Below are 20874 nucleotides of genomic sequence, written 5' to 3' on the forward strand. Positions count from 1 at the left end.
CACTGTCCGCCCGGCTGTCGCCCTTCGCATTGGAGAGGCCGTTCAGCATTCCGAAGGCCACAACGGCGGAGAAGGCGGCGACAAGCACCGAGCGAAGCATTCTCTTACGCATAGTCGGCTTCGTCCTCACTTGAAGGTCCCCTCTTCCCCCGTCGGATAAGACGATGGCTCATTCAGGCACGTCATGACCACACAATCAGTGCATCATGTTCCTGCATGTTCAGGACCCTGGGGGGTGGAGACTTAGTGTCAGACCAGACCAAAGCGGGACATCCCCATGCGGTGACGGAGATGTGCGAGGCAGGTGGACGTCTCTACGCGAACGCACTGCGCACGGGACGCATCGCACGCGCGGACGCGGAATCCGCCCCGTGCCTGATGGAGTTCGGCCTGCTCCAGCCCGATCCCGACGACGCCAACTGGCTCCGCCCGGTTCCCCCGACGGTCGCCCTCGCCCAGCGGCTGGGCCCCCTGGAACGCGAGATCACCGAACGCCGGCAGCTGTCCATAGAACTCGCCGGTGTCTTCGAGCCCTTCATGGCGCTGAGCGCCCAGGCGACCACCTCCACGCATTCCATCACGGTGCTGGAGGGTCTCGACCGCATCAACACCGCGCTCGACCTGGCGACCGCACAGTGCCAGAGCGAGATGCTCACGGTCCAGCCGAGCCACCGCCACCCGGAACGCCGGCTCGTAGCGGCCCTGGAGCGCGACAAACCACTGATCGAACGCGGTGTCCGGATCCGGACCCTCTACCAGCACACCGCCAGGTACAGCCCCGAACGGCTGGCGTACGTCGACCAGTTCGCCAACGGCAAGGCCGAGTACCGCACCATCGACGAACTCGTCGAGCGCCTCATCATCTGCGACGAGACGGTCGCCTTCATCCCCATACGCGACGACCGCCAGGTCGCCCTGGAGCTGCGCCACCCCGGACTGGTCCGCTACCTGGTCAAGGTCTTCGAGTTCATGTGGAGCCGGGCGGTCCCGCTGAGCGCCGGCACCCCCTACGAGACGGCCGCCGACGGCATCACGGACATCCAGCACTCCATCGCCAAGCTGCTGGTGGAGGGCCATGTCGACGAGGCCATCGCCCGCCGGCTGGGCATGAACGTGCGCACCTGCCGCGCCCATATCGCCAAGCTCGCCCAGGCCCTGGGCAGCGGCAGCCGCGCCCAGCTCGGCTATCTCATCGCGCAGTCGGGGCTCCTGGACAAGACCACCGCCCTCCCACCGACCGACCCGGCCTAGGGCCCGGCCTCACAGGGCGGTCGGGGCGTCCTTGTCGGGGGCGGTGAGGGCGCCGGCCGGGCGACTCGGGCGGTGGCCGTCCAGGCCCACCTGGGCGATGCGTACACCCAGCTGGGTGCGGCTCGCGGCGCCCAGCGTCTCCGACAGCCGGGCGATGTGCGCCCGGCAGGTGCGCACGCTGATGCCCAGCCGCTCGGCGATCACCGCGTCCTGGTGGCCCTCCGCGAGCAGCGCGGCGATGGACTGCTCACGGTGCGAGATGCCCTCGATCCCGGTGTCGGGCAGCGCGGCGGTGAGCGGGATCGCCAGCCGCCACAGCCGCTCGAAGACCGTCACCAGGTACTCCACGAGCGCCGGGTGGCGCAGCTCCAGGGCCACCGTACGGTCGGTGTTGGCGGGGATGAAGGCCACCGTGCGGTCGAAGAGGATGAGCCGGTCGATCACCTCGTCCAGGGTGCGCGCCTCGACCGTGTCGCCCATCAGCTCCAGATAGTTGAGCAACCCCTGCCCGTGCCGGGCCACATGCGTGTACAGGTCGCGCATCCGCACGCCCCGGCCACGCAGCGCCAGCGCCCGGTGCAGCCCCTCGGTCAGCTCGGCCTCACGCCGGATGCCGCCGGGCTGCACGGTGAGCACCTCGGTGGTGCACGCCTCGGTCGCCTCGTCCATCGCGGCCTGGATGCGGGGGAGCCCGTCCAGCACCCGGATGGCACTGCCCTCGGCCGGTGCCGCCAGCGCGTTGAGCTGCCGGCCCAGGTCCGCGTACCACTCGAACGCGGCCACCGCCGAGCCCACCCGCCGCTGGCTCTCGCTGACCTCGTCGTAGACCCCGCGCAGCAGCCTGGTCATGACCTCCTGCGGGGAGGTCGGCACCAGCCAGTCCATGTCGTCGGGATCCGGGTGCAGCAGGGCCAGTTCCAGCAGACAGGGCACCGGTTCGGCGTCCGTGCGCGGCACCCGCCCCCGGCGTACGGCGCGGGAATAGACACGGTCCCCGGCCCCGCACAGCCGGTCGGCACCGTGAGGGTGTTCCTCCGCCCCGTGCCCGGCCATCGCCCATTCCACCCCCGGTGTGCTGCCACTTCCGCAGCGCAACTATGCGCGGCGCCGACCGGGTCCGCAACACGGCTCTCCTCACAAGGGTCGCCGTAAACCCCTGTTCCGACCGGTTTCCGCCAGGGCCTCGGACGTCGGCGAGACCCGGGGAGCCCGCCGGCATCGGATCACTTCAGGCCAATCGCCGCGCAGGCCGCCTTGTACTTGGCGGTGCAGATGTCGGCGACGGTGTAGATGCCGTCCTCGATGACCGTGTCCTTGATGCTGTCCTTGGTCAGGGCGCTCACCTGGACCAGCTTGGACGGGATGTTCTTGGTGGTGGGGCTGTCGACCTTGTCCTGGGTGAGGGCGTCGAACTGGATGTCCTTGCCCTGGATCTTGGCGACGGCCATCTGCGCGGCGGCCTCGGCCTCGTCCGGGTAGGACTTGTACACGCTCATGTACTGCTCGCCTGTCACCACCCGCTGGACCGCGTCGAGTTCGGCGTCCTGGCCGGTGATCGGGGGCATGTGGGTGACGCCGGCCGCCTCCAGGGCCTTGATGACGCCCCCCGCCATCCCGTCGTTGGCGGCGTAGACGCCGGCGATGTTGCCCTTGCCGATCTTGGCGATCGCCTTGGCCATGTTGGCCTGGGCGTTCTCCGGCTTCCAGTCCTTGGTGTCGTAGGAGTCGGCGATCGTCACCTTGCCGGTCAGCTCGGACAGGGCACCCTGCTTGAACTGCTTGGCGTTCGGGTCGGTGAGCGAGCCGTTCATCATGACGATCTTGTTGGAGGTGCCCGCCTGCGACCCCAGCGCCGCCAGCAGGGAACGGGCCTGCACCTCGCCGACGAGCTCGTTGTCGAAGGAGATGTAGGCGTCGATCGGACCCTCGGCGAGGCGGTCGTAGGCGATGACCGGGATGCCCGCGTCCTTCGCCTTCTTCACCCCGTCGACGACGGCGTGCGCGTCGACGGCGTCGAGCAGGATGACGTCGACCTTGTCGGCGATCATCTGCTGCAGCTGATCGGCCTGCCGGGTGGCGCTGGCGTCGGCGTTGGCGTACTCGACCTTGCCGTGCTTCCGGGTGAGTTCGGCCACCTTGTCCCTGATGATGGGGTAGTCGAACTTGCCGTAGCGGGAGTTGGCCTTCTCCGGGAGCAACAGGCCCACGGTGATGTCGTTGCCCTTGCTCGGGCTCGCGCTCGCGCTGTCCCCCGTCGCGTTCAGCACGCCGCAGCCGGCGAGCGAAAGGGTCATCGTGGACGCGGCCACGGATATGGCGATACGACGCATTCGAGGGCTCACTTCAGGTGCGTTCCGGACGTGGGTGCTGCAATACGACCCAGGTGTCTGAAAAGACAACGCGCAGGCCACACCCGGCGTCAAGCGGAATCACTTAACGAGTCCGCAACACCACGCTCAGCTGCGCCTGTGAAGATTGCGCGGAATCACCTGCAAGCACTCTTTACGGACCCTCCACGTAAAGGAAGTCCACCGGATGGGCAAAGAACGGGACAGGGAAGGGCCCGCGGACGCTGACGCCCGCGGGCCCTTCCCACGCTGTTCCGAGACCCCGGCGGAGGTCAGTCCGCGTGCTGCCGCTTGGGCCGCCACACCACCAGCGCGCTGGTCTGCTGGACCTCCTGGTAGGGGACCAGGTCCCGGCGGTAGGAGGCGTGGACGGCGGCCTCGCGCTGGCGCATCGCGGTCGCCGCGCCGTCCAGCGCCGCCTGCATCTCCGCCATGCGGGACTGCAGGGCGGCGACCTGGTTCTCCAGTTCGATGATCCGCTTGATGCCGGCCAGGTTGATGCCCTCGTCCTGTGACAACTGCTGCACCTGGCGGAGCAGTTCGATGTCACGGGCCGAGTAGCGCCGGCCCCGGCCGGGGGTGCGGTCGGGGGAGACCAGGCCCAGGCGGTCGTACTGGCGCAGCGTCTGCGGGTGGAGTCCGGACAGCTGGGCCGCCACCGAGATGACGTAGACCGGGGTCTCCTCGGTCAGTTCATACGGATTACGCCGACGGCCGTCCATCACTCTCAGGCTCCCTTCGCGGCCTCGAACAGCTCCGCCCGCGGGTCCTCGCCCGCGGTCGCCTCGCGATACGCCTCCAGCGCGTCACGAGCCTTCCCCGACAGGTCACCCGGAACACTCACCTCGACGGTGACCAGCAGATCGCCACGCGTGCCGTCCTTGCGGACCGCACCCTTGCCCCGCGCCCGCATCGTACGGCCGTTGGGGGTGCCGGGTGGCAGTTTCAGGGTGACGGGGGGTCCGCCCAGGGTCGGTACCCGCACCTCGCCGCCGAGGGCCGCCTCGGTGAACGTGACGGGCACGGTGACGGTGAGGTTGTCGCCCTTGCGCCCGAACACCGGGTGCTCGCCGACGTGCACCGCCACGTACAGATCGCCCGCCGGTCCGCCCCGCTCGCCGGGAGCGCCCTTGCCGCGCAGCCGGATGCGCTGCCCGTCGGTGACGCCGGCCGGGATGCGGACCTGCATCGTGCGGGAGGACTTGGCACGGCCACTGCCCTTGCACTCCATACAGGGGTGCTCGGCGATCAGCCCGCGGCCCTTGCAGTCCGGACAGGGGTCGGTGAGCGAGAAGCCACCGCCCGAGCCCCGGGCGACCTGCCCGGTGCCGACACAGGTCGGGCACACGCGCGGTGTGCCGTTCTTGTCGCCGGTGCCGGAACAGGCCTTGCAGGGCTGCTGAGACGTCATCCGCAGCGGGACCGTCGCCCCCTCGATCGCCTCGGTGAAGCTGAGGGTGACCTCGGTGTCGATGTCCTGGCCGCGCCGCGGCTGGGTGCGTGTCGTCCCCGCGCCACCGCGGTTGAACAGACCCCCGAAGACGTCGCCGATGCCGCCGCCGAAGCCGCCGCTCTGCGCGCCGCCGCCCGCGCCCCCGAAGAGGTCGCCCAGGTCGAAGTTGAAGGAGCCGCCGCCGGCGCCCGGCCCGGGGCGGAAGCCGCCGTTGCCGAACAGGGCGCGTGCCTCGTCGTACTCCTTGCGCTTCTTGGGGTCACCGAGCACGTCGTTCGCCTCGGAGATCTCCTTGAAGCGCTCCTCGGCCTTGACGTTGCCCTTGTTGGCGTCCGGGTGGAACTCGCGGGCGAGCTTCCGGTACGCCTTCTTGATCTCGGCCTCGGTGGCGTCCTTGGGGACGCCGAGAACCTTGTAGTAGTCCTTCTCGATGAAGTCCTTGGTACTCATCCTCGACGTCCCTCCTCTCCTGCCTCGCTGGTGATTACGTCAGCCCTCCTCCGGGCCACCGTTCTCCTTGTCGTCGGCCTTGGCCGCCTCGGTGTTCTCCTCGGCGTCCTCGGCCTTCACGGTCTGCGCGCCGGGCTGCGGTTCGGCCACGGCCACCCGCGCGGGGCGGATGGTGCGCTCGCCGATGCGGTACCCGGGCTGCAGGATCGCCACGCAGGTCGTCTCGGTGACGTCCGGCGCGTAGGAGTGCATCAGGGCCTCGTGGATCGTCGGGTCGAAGGGCTCGCCCTCCTTGCCGAACTGCTGAAGGCCCATCTTGGCCGCGACGGTCTCCAGCGACTCGGCGACGGACTTGAAACCGCCCACCAGTTCGCCGTGTTCCCGCGCGCGGCCGATGTCGTCGAGCACGGGCAGGAGTTCGGTCAGGAGGTTCGCGATGGCGATCTCCTTGACCGCGACCCGGTCACGCTCGACACGGCGGCGGTAGTTGGCGTACTCGGCCTGGAGGCGCTGGAGGTCCGCAGTGCGCTCGCCGAGCGCCGTACGCACCTGGTCCAGCTGGGCCACCAGACCCGCGTCTGCGTTTACGTCCCCGGCCGGGGCCGCCCCCTCCTCGGGAGCGGCCTTCGGCTCGGCGTCTTCGGGGGTCGCGCCGGAGGGGACGTCGGGCTTCTCCTCGAAGCCCGGGGTCTCCTCCGTCACGCGGCACCGTCCTTGCGCTCGTCGTCCACGATCTCGGCGTCGACGACGTCGTCGTCGGCCTTGGCCTCGCCGGCACCGGCCTCACCGGCACCGCCCGCGGCCTGCGCGCCCTGGGCGTCGGCGTACATGGCCTGGCCCAGCTTCTGCGAGACGGCGGCGACCTTCTCGGTGGCCGTGCGGATCCCGGCGGTGTCCTCGCCCTTGAGGGCTTCCTTCAGCTCGCCGACCGCGGCCTCGACCTCGGTCTTGATCTCACCGGGGACCTTGTCCTCGTTGTCCTTGAGGAACTTCTCGGTCTGGTAGACGAGCTGCTCGCCCTGGTTGCGGGTCTCGGCGGCCTCGCGGCGGGCGTGGTCCTCCTCCGCGTACTTCTCGGCCTCCTGGCGCATCCGGTCGACCTCGTCCTTCGGCAGCGAGGAGCCGCCGGTGACGGTCATCTTCTGCTCCTTGCCCGTGCCCAGGTCCTTGGCGGTCACGTGCATGATGCCGTTGGCGTCGATGTCGAAGGCGACCTCGATCTGCGGGACGCCACGCGGGGCCGGCGGCAGACCGGTCAGCTCGAACATGCCGAGCTTCTTGTTGTACGCCGCGATCTCGCGCTCACCCTGGTAGACCTGGATCTGCACGGACGGCTGGTTGTCCTCGGCCGTCGTGAAGATCTCGGACCGCTTGGTCGGGATCGTGGTGTTGCGCTCGATCAGCTTGGTCATGATGCCGCCCTTGGTCTCGATACCGAGGGACAGCGGGGTGACGTCGAGCAGCAGGACGTCCTTGACCTCACCCTTGAGGACACCGGCCTGGAGCGCGGCGCCGATGGCGACGACCTCGTCCGGGTTGACGCCCTTGTTGGCCTCGTTGCCGCCGGTCAGCTCCTTGACGAGCTCGGCGACGGCGGGCATACGGGTGGAGCCGCCGACGAGGACGACGTGGTCGATCTCGCCGAGCTGGATGCCGGCGTCCTTGATGACGTTGTGGAACGGCGTCTTGCAGCGCTCCAGCAGGTCGGCCGTCAGCTGCTGGAACTGGGCTCGGGTGAGCTTCTCGTCCAGGTGCAGCGGGCCCTCGGCGGACGCGGTGATGTACGGCAGGTTGATCGAGGTCTCGGTGGACGAGGACAGCTCGATCTTGGCCTTCTCGGCGGCCTCGCGGAGGCGCTGGAGGGCCATCTTGTCCTTGGACAGGTCCACGCCGTGACCGGACTGGAACTGCTTGACCAGGTAGTCGACGACGCGCTGGTCCCAGTCGTCACCACCGAGGTGGTTGTCACCGTTGGTGGCCTTCACCTCGACGACGCCGTCGCCGATCTCCAGCAGGGACACGTCGAACGTGCCGCCACCGAGGTCGAAGACGAGGATCGTCTGGTCGTCCTTGTCGAGGCCGTACGCGAGCGCCGCCGCGGTGGGCTCGTTCACGATACGCAGGACGTTCAGACCGGCGATCTCGCCGGCCTCCTTGGTCGCCTGACGCTCGGAGTCGTTGAAGTACGCCGGGACGGTGATGACCGCGTCGGTCACCTTCTCGCCCAGGTAGGACTCGGCGTCCCGCTTCAGCTTCTGCAGGATGAACGCGGAGATCTGCTGGGGGTTGAAGTCCTTCCCGTCCAGCTGGATCTTCCAGTCGGTGCCCATGTGGCGCTTCACCGAGCGGATGGTCCGGTCCACGTTCGTGACCGCCTGGCGCTTGGCGACCTCGCCGACGAGCACCTCACCGTTCTTCGCGAAGGCGACGACGGACGGCGTGGTCCTGGCACCCTCGGCGTTGGTGATGACGGTGGGCTCGCCGCCCTCCAGAACGCTGACGACGGAGTTAGTCGTGCCCAGGTCGATGCCGACCGCACGTGCCATGGTTGATTCCTCCAGCTGACTTGAGTGGAACAGACTCAAGTGTGCACGAGCGGACGCCATGGGTCAACAGACCTGAGCCAACCGGACTCAAGTCTTATCCGTTCCTTACACGCAACTGCCCCGTGACCTGCGGGGATGCCGCTCGCCGGGGTGGTTGAACCGGGAGCCGGAAGAGGGCGAGCACCACCAGTAGCGCCCCTCCCCCCACCCACAGCGCGGCCTCGCTCCCGGTCCATCCGGAGTGCACGAGCACCCCCACGACCACCGAGGCGAAGGACGCGGCGCCCAGCAGCACGACGGACGCCTGCGGGGTGAGCCCCAGTCGGCGCAGCCGGTGCGCGAGATGGTCCGGCCGCCGCCTCAGCAGCGGATGCCGGGCCGCCGTCCGGGCCAGGACCACCAGGGCGGCGTCGGCGGCGGCGACCGCGCCGAGGCAGAACACCACCGCCGCGCTCGGCCCGATCGCGTACCCCGCGCGCGTGAAGACCACGGACGACGACAGCAGGAAACCGGTGAACAGCGACCCGCAGGCGCCGAGGCCGACCCGCGCGGGGTGCCAGTTATGCATCAGGAACCCGGTGAGGGCGGCGGCGAACACGCTCAGCAGCACGGCGAGCCCGTCCATCACCTCGGCGGCCGCGCAGGCGCCCGCCCCGAACGCGGTGATCACCCCGACCGTCCCGGCCAACCCGTCGGCGTGGTCGAGCCCCCTGAAGGCGAGGGCGGAGAGCACGATCCAGGCCACGGCCGCGGCCCCGCCCAGCACCCCCGTCTCGTCGTACGGCACCACACAGGCCGCGGCGACGACCGTACCGGCGACGAACACGCGCGCGCGAAGCCGCCACACGTCCGCGACCAGCCCCAGCGCGGCGAGCGCGGCGGCGGCGACCAGCAGCCTGCCGACCCCGTCCCCGAGGGGCGCGACGCGGGTCCACTCCCCCACCCAGGCGACCAGGCAGGTGACGATCACCACGGAGAGCCCACCGAGCACCGGCAGGGGCCGCTGTCGGCGCCGGTCGAGGATGCCCAGCCGCAGCGCGGGCACCCTGAGCAGCGCCGCCAGCACGGCGGCGAGGAGGAGGGCGGCGGTTGCGGCTGCGATCCCGTAGAGCACGGCTCTAAGGTAGGGGCGAATGTAGCAATTCGGTATGAATAACACGATCGGATTGCCTGCCGGCTACGCCAGTCGTACGTATGGCCCACTCGGGGTCCACGCGTGGCCGCGCGCGCGTGGGCCGTGCGTGGACCGCTCGCGGGCCCGATCGGCGCAGGAAAGGCGACCCTCAGCGACCCAGATCACCCCGCGGGCCGCTGCATCCGGAAGGAAGATGAGGGTAGTCTCAGACGGACTGCATAAGTTACCGCTTAGTAATGTCGCTCGGTTCAATATCGAGGCCGCCCCAGGAGCCCCAATGCAACTCGCCGCGATCATCGTGTCGCTGGTCCTGATCGTGGTCGGCGCGGCACTGTTCGGCCGCGCCCTCCTGCAGATCTTCAACTTCATGCGGCTGGGCCAGCCGGTCCCGGCCGGCACGAGGACCAACGATCCCACACAGCGCACCATCACCGTGGCCAAGGAGTTCCTCGGCCACACCCGCATGAACCGCTGGGGCATCGTCGGGGTGGCGCACTGGTTCGTGGCGGTGGGCTTCTTCACCCTGCTGCTGACGATCGTCAACGCCATCGGGCAGCTGTTCCAGGCCGACTGGATCCTGCCGGTCATCGGCGACTGGGCGCCGTACAACGTCTTCGTCGAGTTCATCGGCACGATGACCGTGCTGGGCATCCTCGTCCTGATCGCCGTCCGGCAGCTGAGCAAGCCGAGCAGGCCCGGCCGCAAGTCCCGGTTCGCCGGATCCAACTTCGGCCAGGCGTACTTCGTCGAGACCGTCATCCTCATCGTCGGCGTCTGCATCTTCACGCTGCACGCCCTGGAGGGCGCCCAGCACCACGTCGACGGCTACGAGGCCTCGTTCTTCATCTCGTACCCGGTCGTCGCCTGGTTCCGCGGCATGGACGTCTCCACGCTCCAGAACCTCACCTACTTCTTCGCCGGCCTGAAGATCGCCACCTCCTTCATCTGGATGATCGTGGTCGCGCTCAAGACCGACATGGGTGTGGCGTGGCACCGGTTCCTGGCGTTCCCGAACATCTGGTTCAAGCGGAACGCGAACGGTGAGACCTCGCTGGGCGGCCTGCTGCCGATGACGTCGGGCGGCAAGCCGATCGACTTCACCGACCCCGGTGACGACGACGTGTTCGGCGTCTCCCAGGTCGAGCAGTTCTCCTGGAAGGGCCTGCTGGACTTCTCCACCTGCACCGAGTGCGGCCGCTGCCAGTCGCAGTGCCCCGCCTGGAACACCGGCAAGCCGCTCTCCCCGAAGCTGCTCATCATGTCCCTGCGGGACCACGCCCACGCCAAGGCGCCCTATCTGCTGGCCGGCGGCGGCAAGACCATGGAGGGCACGGAGAAGGCCTCCGAGGAGCAGCTCAAGGACGTCCCCGCCGCCGCGCTGGCCGAGGCCGAGCGCCCGCTGATCGGCACCGCCGAGGAGAACGGCGTCATCGACCCGGACGTGCTGTGGTCCTGCACCACCTGCGGCGCCTGCGTCGAGCAGTGCCCGGTGGACATCGAGCACGTCGACCACATCGTCGACATGCGCCGCTACCAGGTGATGATCGAGTCCGCGTTCCCGTCCGAGGCGGGCACGATGCTCAAGAACCTGGAGAAGAAGGGCAACCCCTGGGGCCTGGCGAAGAAGCAGCGCCTGGAGTGGACCAAGGAGGTCGACTTCGAGGTCCCGGTCGTCGGCAGGGACATCGAGGACCTCACCGAGGTCGAGTACCTGTACTGGGTCGGCTGCGCCGGCGCCCTGGAGGACCGCGCGAAGAAGACCACCAAGGCCTTCGCCGAACTGCTGCACATCGCGGGCGTCAAGTTCGCGATCATGGGCGGCGACGAGAAGTGCACCGGTGACTCCGCCCGCCGCCTCGGCAACGAGCCCCTCTTCCAGGAGCTCGGCATGGAGAACGTCGCCGCGCTGAACATGGCGTTCGGCGAGGACGACGAGGACGAGGGCACCAGGAAGCCCAAGTCCGTGAAGAAGATCGTCGCGACCTGCCCGCACTGCCTGAACACGCTCGGCAACGAGTACCCGCAGCTCGGCGGCGACTACGAGGTCATCCACCACACCCAGCTGCTCCAGCACCTGGTCGACGAGGGCAAGCTGGTTCCGGTCACCCCGGTCGAGGGCATCATCACCTACCACGATCCCTGCTACCTGGGCCGCCACAACAAGATCTACACGCCGCCGCGCGAGATCATCGGCAAGGTCCCGGGCCTCAGGAACGAGGAGATGCACCGCCACAAGGAGCGCGGCTTCTGCTGCGGCGCCGGCGGCGCGCGGATGTGGATGGAGGAGCGGATCGGCAAGCGCATCAACAACGAGCGCGTCGACGAGGCCCTCTCCCTCAACCCCGACATCGTCTCCACCGCCTGCCCGTTCTGCCTGGTCATGCTCACCGACTCGGTCAACGGCAAGAAGAACGACGGCAAGGCCAAGGAGTCGATCCAGGTCGTGGACGTCGCCCAGCTCCTGCTGGACTCCGTCCGGACCCCGGTCCCCGACGACGAGCCCCCCGCCGGCACCGCCGACTCGCAGAACGAGCCGGAGCCCGAGCCGGTGAAGTGACGACGGCCCACCCACGTACGGCGCCCCCTGACCCGCACAGGCAGGGGGCGCCGTCGCATGTACGGCGCGGTGTGCACGGGTGGGTCTACGCGCGTGCGTCCCCGCGCATGTCACAGACGGGACCGCCGTCTCGTCCCCAGGGCGTACGGCCAGGGTCATGGCCACCGGCGAGCACGGAGGGGGAACCGCGATGAGCAGTACCGAGGAGTTCCAGGAGCTACGGCCGCTGCTGTTCTCGATCGCCTACCGGATACTCGGCCGGGTGGGCGAGGCGGAGGACGCGGTCCAGGAGACCTGGCTGCGCTACGAGGCCTCCCCGACGCGCCCCCGGTCGGTCAAGGCGTTCCTCTCGGCCACGGTGACCCGGATCGCGATCGACGTACTGCGCTCGGCCCGGGTCCGCCGGGAGGCGTACGTCGGACCCTGGTTCCCCGAGCCGCTGCTCGCCGACCCCTACGAGGACCCGGCGCGGTCCGCGGAGCTGGCCGACTCGGTGTCGATGGCCGCCCTGTTGCTGCTCGAACGGCTCAGCCCGCTGGAGCGGGCGGTGTTCGTCCTGCGGGAGGTGTTCGACTTCGACTTTCCCGAGGTCGCGTCGGCGGTGGGCCGCTCGGAGGCGGCGTGCCGCCAGCTGGCCGTGCGGGCCCGGCGCCATATGTCCGAGGGGCGGCCCCGTTTCGAGGCGGACCGCCGGGAGCGTCAGGAACTGGCGTCGCGCTTCTTCGAGGCTCTCCGCGAGGGCGATGTCGCCGGCCTCCAGGTCCTCCTGGCCGCCGACGTCTCGATGACCGGCGACGGCGGCGGGAAGGCCCCCCAGCTGGCGCGTGCCGTCGTCGGCGCCGAGAAGGTGGCCCGGCTGCTCGCCGTCGCCTTCCCCCGGATGGCCCGGGCCGAGGTGACCCTCGAACCGCGGGAGATCAACGGCCAGCCGGGCGCGATCGTCCGGGACCGCGACGGCGCGGTCCTCAACGCCCTGACGCTCGACGTACTGGACGGCCGCATCCAGGCGATCCGCACGGTCCTCAACCCCGACAAGCTGGGCCATCTGGGCCCGGTGGGAGACGCCTGGGCGGTCGACCGCGAGATCCGCCGCAGGCCGAGCCGCCGACCGGGCCCCGGGGGACGGGGAGACGCCTAGGCCCCCTTGGGTCCCGCCTGCTGCACCACGTCGAAGGACCACAGCGTGGAGCCGGAGGCGGCGGGCCGGGGCCGCTCGCCGCCCTCGCCGCCGCCCTGGTGCGCGGACTTCATCGGCCCCTCCATCCACGCCTGGAAGGACTCCTCGTCACGCCAGCGCGTGTACACGAGGTACTGGTCGGTGCCCTCGACGGGCCGCAGCAGCTCGAACCACTCGAAGCCGTCGGAGTTCTCCACGGCGTGGGCCCGCGAGGCGAACCGCTTCTCCAGCGTCTCCCGCTGCTCGGCGGGAACGGTCAGCACGTTGATCTTCACTACGCTCATGCACCCATCCTGTCCCACCACGGTCCCCGGATCACGCGAAGGTCCGTCCCGTACCTCCCGGTCTCGTGGTCGCCACGCGGATCGGGAAGCGAACAGAGGGAGTACCGGGGGGAAGGGCCGGCGGCCTCGGGGGTTCGACCGGATTCGAAAGAAACACCGAACCCGCGTACAACCCTCCAGCCCCCGCGCAGGTCTCTTGATCGCCGACCGCCCGGTGAACCGCGGTACGACTCGCGGCGAATGCGGGCAGTCCGCACCCCATCGACTGTGGATGTCCGCCAGGCATCCCCCGCATGCCGCAGGAGAACCCGCATGCACAAGCACAGGCGTCTCGCCCTCGCGACGGCCACCGCGGCCGCGCTGACGGGCGGCCTGCTCACCTTCGCCGCCTCACCCGCGACCGCCGCCGACTCGGCCACGGTCGCCAAGGCCGACTTCAACGGCGACCACATCGGCGACGTCGCGGCGTCGGCGCCCGGCGCCTACGTCAACGGTCACAAGGACGCCGGCCAGGTCGTCGTGCTGTACGGCACGACCACCGGCGTCTCCGCCGCCAAGCGCACCACCATCAGCCAGGACACCACGGGCGTCCCCGGCACCGCCGAGGCCGGCGACGGCTTCGGCCGTGAGACGGCGTTCGGCGACTTCAACGGTGACGGCTACGACGACCTCGCCATCGGCAGCCCGAACGAGAAGGTCGGCAGCGACACCAACGGCGGCGACGTCGTGATCCTCTGGGGCTCCAAGAACGGCCTGACCGGCAAGTCCGGTCACGTGGTCGACCCGGCCGCCTCCTCGCACGACTACTGGGGCAAGGATCTCGCCGCCGGCGACTTCGACGGCGACGGCAAGACCGACCTGGTCGTCGGCAGCTCCTCCGCCACCCTCTACCTCTACAAGGGCGGCTTCAGCGGCTCCGGTACGCCGGGCAGCCTGACGACCGTCAAACCGCCCATCCAGAACGGCAGCAACGACTACCCGTTCGGCCCGCTGAGCCTGACCGCCGGTGACATCAACGGCGACGGCCGCACCGACCTCGTGGTCGACGGCTACGAGACCAAGTCGCAGTACGGCTGGAACACCAACTACTGGCTGCCCGGCTCCGCCAACGGTCTGAGCGGCTCCACCGCCAAGGCCCTCAAGCCCGGCATCATCACCGCGATCGGCGACATCAACGGCGACCACTTCGGCGACATCGTCAGCGGGGCCGGCTGGGACGCCACCCTGTCCGACGGCACCCCCGTCCCGGACGCCTCCACCGGAGGCCGGGTGAACGTCACCTACGGTTCCGCCTCCGGCCCGGCGTCCACCACCGGTATCGACCAGAACACCGGCAACGTCCCCGGCACCTCGGAGAAGGGCGACTCCTTCGGCTGGGACCTCGACCTCGGCGACGTCAACGGCGACGGCTACCAGGACCTCGTCGTGAGCACCCCGCTGGAGGACATCGACGGCGTCACCGACACCGGCGCGGTCACCGTCCTGTACGGCTCGGCGTCCGGCGTGAACACCGCGTCCGGCGCCCAGTCGTTCAACCAGAACTCCACCGGCGTCCCCGGCGGCAACGAGAAGAACGACCTCTTCGGCGTCGACGTCAAGCTCGACGACGTCACCGGCGACGGCAAGGCCGATCTGGTGATCGGCGCCAACGAGGACGCCGGCGACGGTGCCCTGACCTACCTGCCGTCCGACGGCACGAAGATCACCACTTCGGGAAGCCGCTTCATCGGCGCAGGCACCCTCGGCGTCTCCACCACGGGCACCCCGCAGGTCGGCAGCATCTTCGCCGACTGACGCCGACCGCCGACCCACCCCTGAAGCGTCCCCGGGGCGCACCCTTAGGGGATGTCACAGGTCGGCAGCAAAGCCGGGCCCGGACACCCGGGTCCGGCACACCGCCCTTCGGGACCAGGTACGTTCGAGGACGTGGCTGGATTCAGGATCGGACGCGGGGGCCGGGACAACCGCACCCCCCAAGGACAGCAGGCGCCGCAGCAGCGACCGTCGCAGGGGCGCGGGCGGCCCGGGGGCGGCCCGTCGTACGGACAGCCCGCGGGACCCTCGTACGGGCAGCCCGCCGGGCCCTCGTACGGCTACCCGCCGGCGCCGCAGCGACCGTACCCGCAGGCGGGGCAGTCGTACGGCTACCCGGGCCGGCCCGACGACGGGCCGGAGTACTTCGGCGACAACGCCGGATACGCGGGCGCGGGGCACGGCACACCGGATCCGTACGCGGCCAACAACCCGGGTCACACCCAGGCGTTCTCGGTCGGTGAAGCGGCCGACTACACCCAGGGCGCGACCTATCAGGCCGGCACGGCCGCCGCACCCTCGACACCCCTGGGCCCGCCCCTGCACTGGAAGGAACTGCTGAAGGGGATAGTCCTGTCCCCGAACCAGACCTTCCTGCGCATGCGGGACTACACGATGTGGGGCCCCGCCCTCACCGTCACCTTCCTCTACGGCCTGCTCGCCGTCTTCGGCTTCGACGGAGCCCGTGCCGACGCGATCAGCGCCACACTCTCCAACGCCGTCCCGATCGTGCTCGTGACGGCGGTCGTGATGGTGCTGGGCCTGTTCGTCCTGGGTGTGGTCACCCACTCACTCGCCCGCCAGCTCGGCGGCGACGGCGCGTGGCAGCCGACGGTGGGCCTGTCCATGCTGATCTCGGCGCTCACGGACGCGCCCCGTCTGGTCGTCGCCATGTTCGTCGGCGGTGACGCCGGATTCGTCCAGCTGCTGGGCTGGGCCACCTGGATCGGTGCGGGCTTCCTGCTGACCCTGATGGTCTCCCGCTCCCACGACCTGCCCTGGCCGAAGGCGCTGGGCGCGTCGGCGATCCAGCTGATCGCCCTGCTTTCGATCGTGAAGCTGGGCACGTTCTGACACAGCGGATCCCCCCCCGACAGACGAAAGGGCCCCCGGCGCGACCAGCCGGGGGCCCTTTCGTCTGCCCCGCCACGAGTTCCCGGGCCGGGGACGGGTCGGGGCTGGGGCTGGGGCTGTACGGGGGAAAAGGCGGGTGTCGCCGCGTGCCTGGCGTTCCTTCAAAGCCATTGTCGTCATCCTGTCCATTGCGACTCGGAATCCGGCAACAATGACGAAAGGTCGTTAGGGTGAAGCTCACCAAGCGGTTTTCCATGATCAGCGCGACGGCGACGGCAGCGATTCTCCTCAGCGCCGGCGGCGCTCAGGCACAAGGAGACGGGGGTCTCCTGTCGGTTCTGGGCAACACGCCGCTCCTGAAGCTCTCCCACTTGGTGCCGCAGACAAAGCAGGCGAAGGGCGGCACCTCGACCGACGGCGGAGCCACGAACAACAACAATAACAACAATAACAACAACGGCGGGATCGCGAACAACAACAACAATAACAACAACGGTAACGGCGCTGCGACCAATAACAACAATAACAACAACAACGTCAGCGCCCAGGCCCCGGGCGGCCTGCTGTCGCTCCTGGACAACCTGTCGCTCTTCAACCTGCAGATCTGCCCGAAGGGGCAGGAGGGGACGACCAACACCTTCAGCGGCAACCAGAACATCAACTGCAACCAGCACTGAGGCGCCGGCCCCGGCGGTAACACCGGACTCCGCCAGGGGGCGCCACGCACGCGCAGGTCCGGCGGCCGGTGACTTCCACCCACCTGGCCGCCGGATCCTGAAGTTCAGCCGTTGTTGTTGTTATTGTTGTTGTTCGCGCCCCCACCGCCGTTGTTGTTGTTATTGTTGTTGTTGTTCCCGCCACCGCCGTTGTTGTTGTTATTGTTGTTGTTGTTCGCGCCCCCGCCGTTGTTGTTGTTATTGTTGTTGTTGGCGCCTCGCCCGCCGTTGTTGTTGTTGTTGTTATTGTTGTTGTTGCCGCCTCCGCCGTTGTTGTTATTGTTGTTGTTCGCGCCCCCGCCGTTGTTGTTGTTATTGTTGTTGTTGTTCGCACCCCGCCCGCCGTTGTTGTTGTTATTGTTGTTGTTGTTCCCGCCACCGCCGTTGTTGTTGTTATTGTTGTTGTTCGCGCCCCGCCCGCCGTTGTTGTTGTTGTTATTGTTGTTGTTCGCGCCCCCGCCGTTGTTGTTGTTATTGTTGTTGTTGTTCGCGCCCCGCCCGCCGTTGTTGTTATTGTTGTTGTTGTTGTTACCCCGTCCTCCGTTGTTATTGTTGTTATTGTTGTTGTTCGCTCGGCCCTTCCGGTTGTTGTTATTGTTGTTGTTGTTGTTCGCGCGGCTCTTTCGGTTGTTGTTGTTATTGTTATTGTTGTTGTTGTTGCCGCTGGCGGCCGGCGCTGCGGCGTGAGTTCCTGTGGGCGCCGGGGTGGCGAAGGCGGCGGAGGGCGCCAGGGCACCCCCGGCAGCCAGGGCAGCCGATGCGGTCAGCAGCGCCGCACGCTTCGCGAAGTTCTGCATGATGATTCCTTTCCGGTGACTACTGAGACCGGCCGATTCGCGGCCCCAATTCGATTACGGAGGCGATCTCCGGAGCCCTGAGGCTCCCACCGCCTCACCCAGAGATCTCAAGACGCAGCGGACTGCGGAGTCTTTTCTCGGAGGCGCGGGGAACCGGGGTTTGGAACTCCTCCGCCAGCATGCGCTGTGGTCACCGGGGAAACATCGGGTGAACACCCCAAGTTCCAGCCGGCGCACCCCACGTCCCGCCCGGCATTCGGCGACGACACCCCACCAGCCGACCCGCCTTGATCGGTCTGGATCTTTTGCGCGGCTACGGCCACGGAGGGAAACTGGCAGGTGATGGACCTGCTAGAGCGAGATGCTGTGCTCCAGGACCTCGCCGGTCACCTGCAGGCGGCGGTGGGCGGCCCTGGACGTCTGGCCCTTGTGCGCGGTGAGGCCGGCATCGGTAAGACCGCCGTCGTCCACCACCTGGCCCGACTGGCCGATCCTCATATCCGGGTGCTGGTGGGCGCTTGTGACCCGCTGGCCACTCCTCGCCCCCTGGGCCCCCTGATGGATCTGGCCCCACACCTGGGCCGGGCGGCGCGGACCGCCCTGACCGGGGTGCAGGCCGGCACCTGCCGTCCCGACGAGGTCTTCGACTGTCTGCTCACCGATCTCAGCGCCTATCCCAGCCTGCTGGTCGTGGAGGACGTCCACTGGGCCGACGAGGCCACGATGGACCTGCTGCGCTACCTGGCCCGGCGCCTGCCGAGCGTCCCGGCGCTCGTCGCGGCCACCTACCGGGACGACGAGATCGGTCGGACCCACCACCTGACGACGCTGCTCGGCACCCTGGCCGGTTATCCGTGGGTGTACCGCCACGACCTGGCCCCCCTGAGTCGCCGGGCCGTGGCCCGGCTGGCCACCGGGCACGCTGTCGACGCCGAGCGGCTCTATCACGTCTCCGCCGGCAATCCGTTCATCGTCGCCGCGATCCTGGCCGCCCCCACCGAGCCCATACCGGCCACGGTGCGCGAGACCGTCGCGGGGCGGTTGTCCGGCCTGTCGGCCTCGGCGCGGCTGGTCGTGGACGTGCTGGCCGTCCTGGGGCGACGGGCCTCCTCGCCGCTGCTGGCCGGCATCCTTCCGGCTCCCGAATCAGCGCTGGTAGAGGCCGTGGCCTGCGGAATCGTACGCACCGACGGGCAGGTGACGGAGTTCCGCCACGAGCTGACCCGGCTGGCGGTGCTGGAGACCGTTCCCGCCGCCTACCGCCTTCAGGTGCACCGGCAGGTGCTGGCGGTGATGCGGTCCGGCCCGGTCGCGGCCGACGATCTCGCACTGCTGGCCGATCACTCCGAGGGCGCCGGGGACCCGGCCGCCGTACTCGAGTACGCGCCTGCGGCGGCCGCGCATGCCGCCTCGGCGGGGGCGCACCGGGAAGCCGCCGCCCAGTACTCCCGCGCCCTGCGCTACGCCGACCATCTGCCCCCCGAGCAGCGGACTGCTCTGCTGGAGGGCCACTCGCGGGCCTGTCTGCTGTCCGGCCGGGTGGAAGAGGGGATCGCTTCCGGCCGTACGGCGGTGCGGCTGCGCCGTGCGCTGGGTGACCGGCCGCACGAGGGGGAGGACCTGCGCCGGCTGTCGTACTGGCTGTGGTCGGCCGGGCGGACCGCCGAGGCCAGGCAGACCGGCCTCGAAGCGGTACGGGTGCTCGAAGGGCTGGGGCCGAGCGCGGAACTGGGCCGGGCGCATCTGAATCTCTGCCAGCTGGCCTGCCACGAACACGAGGGGCCGGTGAGGGCCGCCGCCTACGCCGAGCAGGCGGCCGCCCTGGGCGAGCGCTTCGGCGACGCGGGGGTGGTCGTCCAGGCACGCTTCCATGCCGCGGCGGCCCGCTTGCTGACCGAAGGGCACGGCTGGGAGGACTGCGAGCAGGCGCTGTCCGGTGCGATGGCGCGGGATCTGCCGGTGGACACCGGTTTCATGGCACTCGGCCTGTGCCGGCTTGCCGCGCTGCGGCGCGATGCCCGCCGGGGCGCGGCCGCCGTGAGCCGGGCGGAGACCTACTGCCTCGATCGCGACCTGCTGTCCTACCTGCTGTGCGCGCGGGCCTGGGGCTGCTGGGGCCTGCTGAACCAGGGCCTGTGGACACAGGCCGCCGATGCCGCGCAGCGGGTCCTCTCCCATCCCGGCTCGCCACCGGTCGGCAAGGCCCTGGCCCTGACGGTCCTCGGCCTGGTGCGGGCCCGCAAGGGCATGTCCCAGGTGTGGCCGCCGCTGGAGCAGGCGGCGGACCTGGTCGACGAGAGCTGCCTGCTGGACACGGGTCTGGGCTGGGAGGCCCGGGTCGAGGCGGCCTGGCTGGCCGGTGATCACGAGCGGGTGCGGGCGGAGGCCCACCACGGTCTGGCCGCGTTGGCGAAGCGCACCCATCCCTGGCTGTCCGGTCCCCTGGCCTGCTGGATCCGCCGTACCGGAGCAACGCCCCCGCGGGTGCCGGCGGCCGAACCCCACGCGCTGGAGCTGGCCGGCGACTGGGCCGGCGCGGCGGCACACTGGGACGAGCTCGGCTGCCCCTACGACGCCGCGCTGGCCCGGCTGTCCGGCGACGCGCCGGCGCTGCACCAGGCCCTCGCCGCCTTCGAGGCGCTCGGTGCCAGGCCGGCCGTGGCGCGCACCCGGGCCGTGATGCGTACGCGCGGCGTCCGCCCGATCCGGCGCGGTCCACGCGCGGCCACCCGGGCCAACCCGTACGGGCTGACCAACCGGGAGCTGGACGTCCTGAAGCTGCTGAACGAGGGCCTGTCGGACGCCGAGATCGCCGCCCGCCTCTACATCACGCCCAAGACCGCGGGGCATCACGTGGGCGCCGTACTGACCAAACTCGGCGTGCACACCCGCCACGAAGCCGCCCGCAGACTTCACCACCCCGAGCGTTGAGACGGTGAAAGGGGCCTTGCCAGGTGACGAAGACGACGAGAAGGGCAGCCGCGCGAAGTGCGGGCCTGATGGCCGCGCTCTCCTGTTTCGTGTCCCTGTGCACATGGGGCGCCCCGACATCGGCGGCGGCAACGGCATCGGCACCTGCGGGGGAGGGCGAGGCCGCGAGGTCGGCGCTTCGGTGTTATGCGACGCGTGACGACGCGAGCACGATCGTCTGTTACCGGAATTCGTGGAAGGCCGAGTTCCGGCACGGGGACGTCGAATACGTGCCCGTTCTCATCCAGGTGCCCACGCCCGCACACCCGCCGAGCGTGCGGATCGTGGACGGCCTGGACGACAT

Annotated in this window: 16 protein-coding genes; 7 read left to right on the plus strand and 9 right to left on the minus strand. The window is 69.5% G+C overall.

What is annotated here, in order from left to right:
* Nucleotides 1–216 precede the first annotated feature (216 nt).
* Complete coding sequence (locus ACIBA9_RS23060; RefSeq protein ID WP_362150000.1) at nucleotides 217–1251, plus strand: helix-turn-helix transcriptional regulator; 1035 nt, start codon at nucleotides 217–219, stop codon at nucleotides 1249–1251.
* A 9-nt stretch (nucleotides 1252–1260) separates the two neighbouring features.
* On the opposite strand, the gene ACIBA9_RS23065 is transcribed toward ACIBA9_RS23060, so the two are convergent.
* The 7 genes from ACIBA9_RS23065 to ACIBA9_RS23095 all read right to left on the minus strand — a co-directional run bounded on the left by ACIBA9_RS23065 (nucleotide 1261) and on the right by ACIBA9_RS23095 (nucleotide 9162).
* Nucleotides 1261–2304: a LuxR C-terminal-related transcriptional regulator gene (locus tag ACIBA9_RS23065; protein ID WP_399365718.1), complete on the minus strand. Its 1044-nt coding sequence runs from the start codon at nucleotides 2302–2304 to the stop codon at nucleotides 1261–1263.
* A 170-nt stretch (nucleotides 2305–2474) separates the two neighbouring features.
* A complete protein-coding gene (locus tag ACIBA9_RS23070) occupies nucleotides 2475–3581 on the minus strand; it encodes a sugar ABC transporter substrate-binding protein (protein WP_399365720.1) in 1107 nt (368 codons plus the stop codon).
* 290 nt (nucleotides 3582–3871) lie between these two features.
* Nucleotides 3872–4321, minus strand: coding sequence for a heat shock protein transcriptional repressor HspR (locus ACIBA9_RS23075; protein WP_399365722.1), 450 nt, complete (start codon nucleotides 4319–4321; stop codon nucleotides 3872–3874).
* A 5-nt stretch (nucleotides 4322–4326) separates the two neighbouring features.
* Entirely contained in the window at nucleotides 4327–5502 is a 1176-nt protein-coding gene (gene dnaJ / locus ACIBA9_RS23080) for a molecular chaperone DnaJ (protein ID WP_362149996.1), read from the minus strand.
* A 39-nt stretch (nucleotides 5503–5541) separates the two neighbouring features.
* Nucleotides 5542–6204 carry a nucleotide exchange factor GrpE gene (grpE, locus tag ACIBA9_RS23085; RefSeq protein WP_399365725.1) on the minus strand — a complete coding sequence of 221 codons (663 nt, stop codon included), beginning with the start codon at nucleotides 6202–6204 and terminating at the stop codon, nucleotides 5542–5544.
* A complete protein-coding gene (gene dnaK, locus ACIBA9_RS23090; RefSeq protein WP_362149994.1) occupies nucleotides 6201–8048 on the minus strand; it encodes a molecular chaperone DnaK in 1848 nt (615 codons plus the stop codon). Before dnaK ends, grpE begins: the two co-directional genes overlap by 4 nt.
* 94 nt (nucleotides 8049–8142) lie before the next feature.
* Nucleotides 8143–9162 carry an MraY family glycosyltransferase gene (locus ACIBA9_RS23095; protein WP_399365727.1) on the minus strand — a complete coding sequence of 340 codons (1020 nt, stop codon included), beginning with the start codon at nucleotides 9160–9162 and terminating at the stop codon, nucleotides 8143–8145.
* A gap of 298 nt (nucleotides 9163–9460) precedes the next feature.
* On the opposite strand from ACIBA9_RS23095, the gene ACIBA9_RS23100 reads away from it, so the two are divergent.
* Entirely contained in the window at nucleotides 9461–11740 is a 2280-nt protein-coding gene (locus tag ACIBA9_RS23100; protein ID WP_399365729.1) for a heterodisulfide reductase-related iron-sulfur binding cluster, read from the plus strand.
* A gap of 190 nt (nucleotides 11741–11930) precedes the next feature.
* Complete coding sequence (locus ACIBA9_RS23105; protein WP_399365731.1) at nucleotides 11931–12878, plus strand: RNA polymerase sigma-70 factor; 948 nt, start codon at nucleotides 11931–11933, stop codon at nucleotides 12876–12878.
* Here ACIBA9_RS23105 and ACIBA9_RS23110 read toward each other — a convergent pair.
* Nucleotides 12875–13201, minus strand: a complete 327-nt coding sequence (locus ACIBA9_RS23110; protein WP_362149990.1) for an antibiotic biosynthesis monooxygenase — start codon at nucleotides 13199–13201, stop codon at nucleotides 12875–12877. The two genes, ACIBA9_RS23105 and ACIBA9_RS23110, sit on opposite strands and share 4 nt — an antisense overlap.
* Nucleotides 13202–13513: 312 nt before the next feature.
* Here ACIBA9_RS23110 and ACIBA9_RS23115 point away from each other — a divergent pair, with 312 nt between their 5' ends.
* The 3 genes from ACIBA9_RS23115 to ACIBA9_RS23125 all read left to right on the plus strand — a co-directional run bounded on the left by ACIBA9_RS23115 (nucleotide 13514) and on the right by ACIBA9_RS23125 (nucleotide 16764).
* Nucleotides 13514–14995, plus strand: a complete 1482-nt coding sequence (locus ACIBA9_RS23115; protein ID WP_399365734.1) for an FG-GAP and VCBS repeat-containing protein — start codon at nucleotides 13514–13516, stop codon at nucleotides 14993–14995.
* Between the two features lie 51 nt (nucleotides 14996–15046).
* Complete coding sequence (locus tag ACIBA9_RS23120) at nucleotides 15047–16087, plus strand: YIP1 family protein (RefSeq protein WP_399365736.1); 1041 nt, start codon at nucleotides 15047–15049, stop codon at nucleotides 16085–16087.
* Between the two features lie 371 nt (nucleotides 16088–16458).
* A complete protein-coding gene (locus ACIBA9_RS23125) occupies nucleotides 16459–16764 on the plus strand; it encodes a hypothetical protein (protein ID WP_399365738.1) in 306 nt (101 codons plus the stop codon).
* A gap of 104 nt (nucleotides 16765–16868) precedes the next feature.
* Here the strand turns inward: ACIBA9_RS23125 and ACIBA9_RS23130 are convergent, their stop codons facing one another.
* A complete protein-coding gene (locus ACIBA9_RS23130) occupies nucleotides 16869–17600 on the minus strand; it encodes a hypothetical protein (RefSeq protein ID WP_399365740.1) in 732 nt (243 codons plus the stop codon).
* Nucleotides 17601–17942: 342 nt separating this feature from the next.
* Between ACIBA9_RS23130 and ACIBA9_RS23135 the strand changes: the two genes are divergently transcribed.
* Nucleotides 17943–20531 carry an ATP-binding protein gene (locus tag ACIBA9_RS23135; RefSeq protein ID WP_399365742.1) on the plus strand — a complete coding sequence of 863 codons (2589 nt, stop codon included), beginning with the start codon at nucleotides 17943–17945 and terminating at the stop codon, nucleotides 20529–20531.
* The last annotated feature ends 343 nt before the right edge of the window (nucleotides 20532–20874 follow it).

The sequence above is a fragment of the Streptomyces sp. NPDC051452 genome, from assembly GCF_044454765.1.
Taxonomy (GTDB): Bacteria; Actinomycetota; Actinomycetes; order Streptomycetales; family Streptomycetaceae; genus Streptomyces.

Bases quoted from the DNA above. Each gene is read 5' to 3' on its own strand.
- ACIBA9_RS23060 (WP_362150000.1), top strand. From the start codon at position 217: ATGTTCAGGACCCTGGGGGGTGGAGACTTAGTGTCAGACCAGACCAAA.
- ACIBA9_RS23065 (WP_399365718.1), bottom strand. From the start codon at position 2,304: ATGGCCGGGCACGGGGCGGAGGAACACCCTCACGGTGCCGACCGGCTG.
- ACIBA9_RS23070 (WP_399365720.1), bottom strand. From the start codon at position 3,581: ATGCGTCGTATCGCCATATCCGTGGCCGCGTCCACGATGACCCTTTCG.
- ACIBA9_RS23075 (WP_399365722.1), bottom strand. From the start codon at position 4,321: ATGGACGGCCGTCGGCGTAATCCGTATGAACTGACCGAGGAGACCCCG.
- dnaJ (WP_362149996.1), bottom strand. From the start codon at position 5,502: ATGAGTACCAAGGACTTCATCGAGAAGGACTACTACAAGGTTCTCGGC.
- dnaK (WP_362149994.1), bottom strand. From the start codon at position 8,048: ATGGCACGTGCGGTCGGCATCGACCTGGGCACGACTAACTCCGTCGTC.
- ACIBA9_RS23100 (WP_399365729.1), top strand. From the start codon at position 9,461: ATGCAACTCGCCGCGATCATCGTGTCGCTGGTCCTGATCGTGGTCGGC.
- ACIBA9_RS23105 (WP_399365731.1), top strand. From the start codon at position 11,931: ATGAGCAGTACCGAGGAGTTCCAGGAGCTACGGCCGCTGCTGTTCTCG.
- ACIBA9_RS23110 (WP_362149990.1), bottom strand. From the start codon at position 13,201: ATGAGCGTAGTGAAGATCAACGTGCTGACCGTTCCCGCCGAGCAGCGG.
- ACIBA9_RS23115 (WP_399365734.1), top strand. From the start codon at position 13,514: ATGCACAAGCACAGGCGTCTCGCCCTCGCGACGGCCACCGCGGCCGCG.
- ACIBA9_RS23120 (WP_399365736.1), top strand. From the start codon at position 15,047: ATGTCACAGGTCGGCAGCAAAGCCGGGCCCGGACACCCGGGTCCGGCA.
- ACIBA9_RS23130 (WP_399365740.1), bottom strand. From the start codon at position 17,600: ATGCAGAACTTCGCGAAGCGTGCGGCGCTGCTGACCGCATCGGCTGCC.
- ACIBA9_RS23135 (WP_399365742.1), top strand. From the start codon at position 17,943: ATGGACCTGCTAGAGCGAGATGCTGTGCTCCAGGACCTCGCCGGTCAC.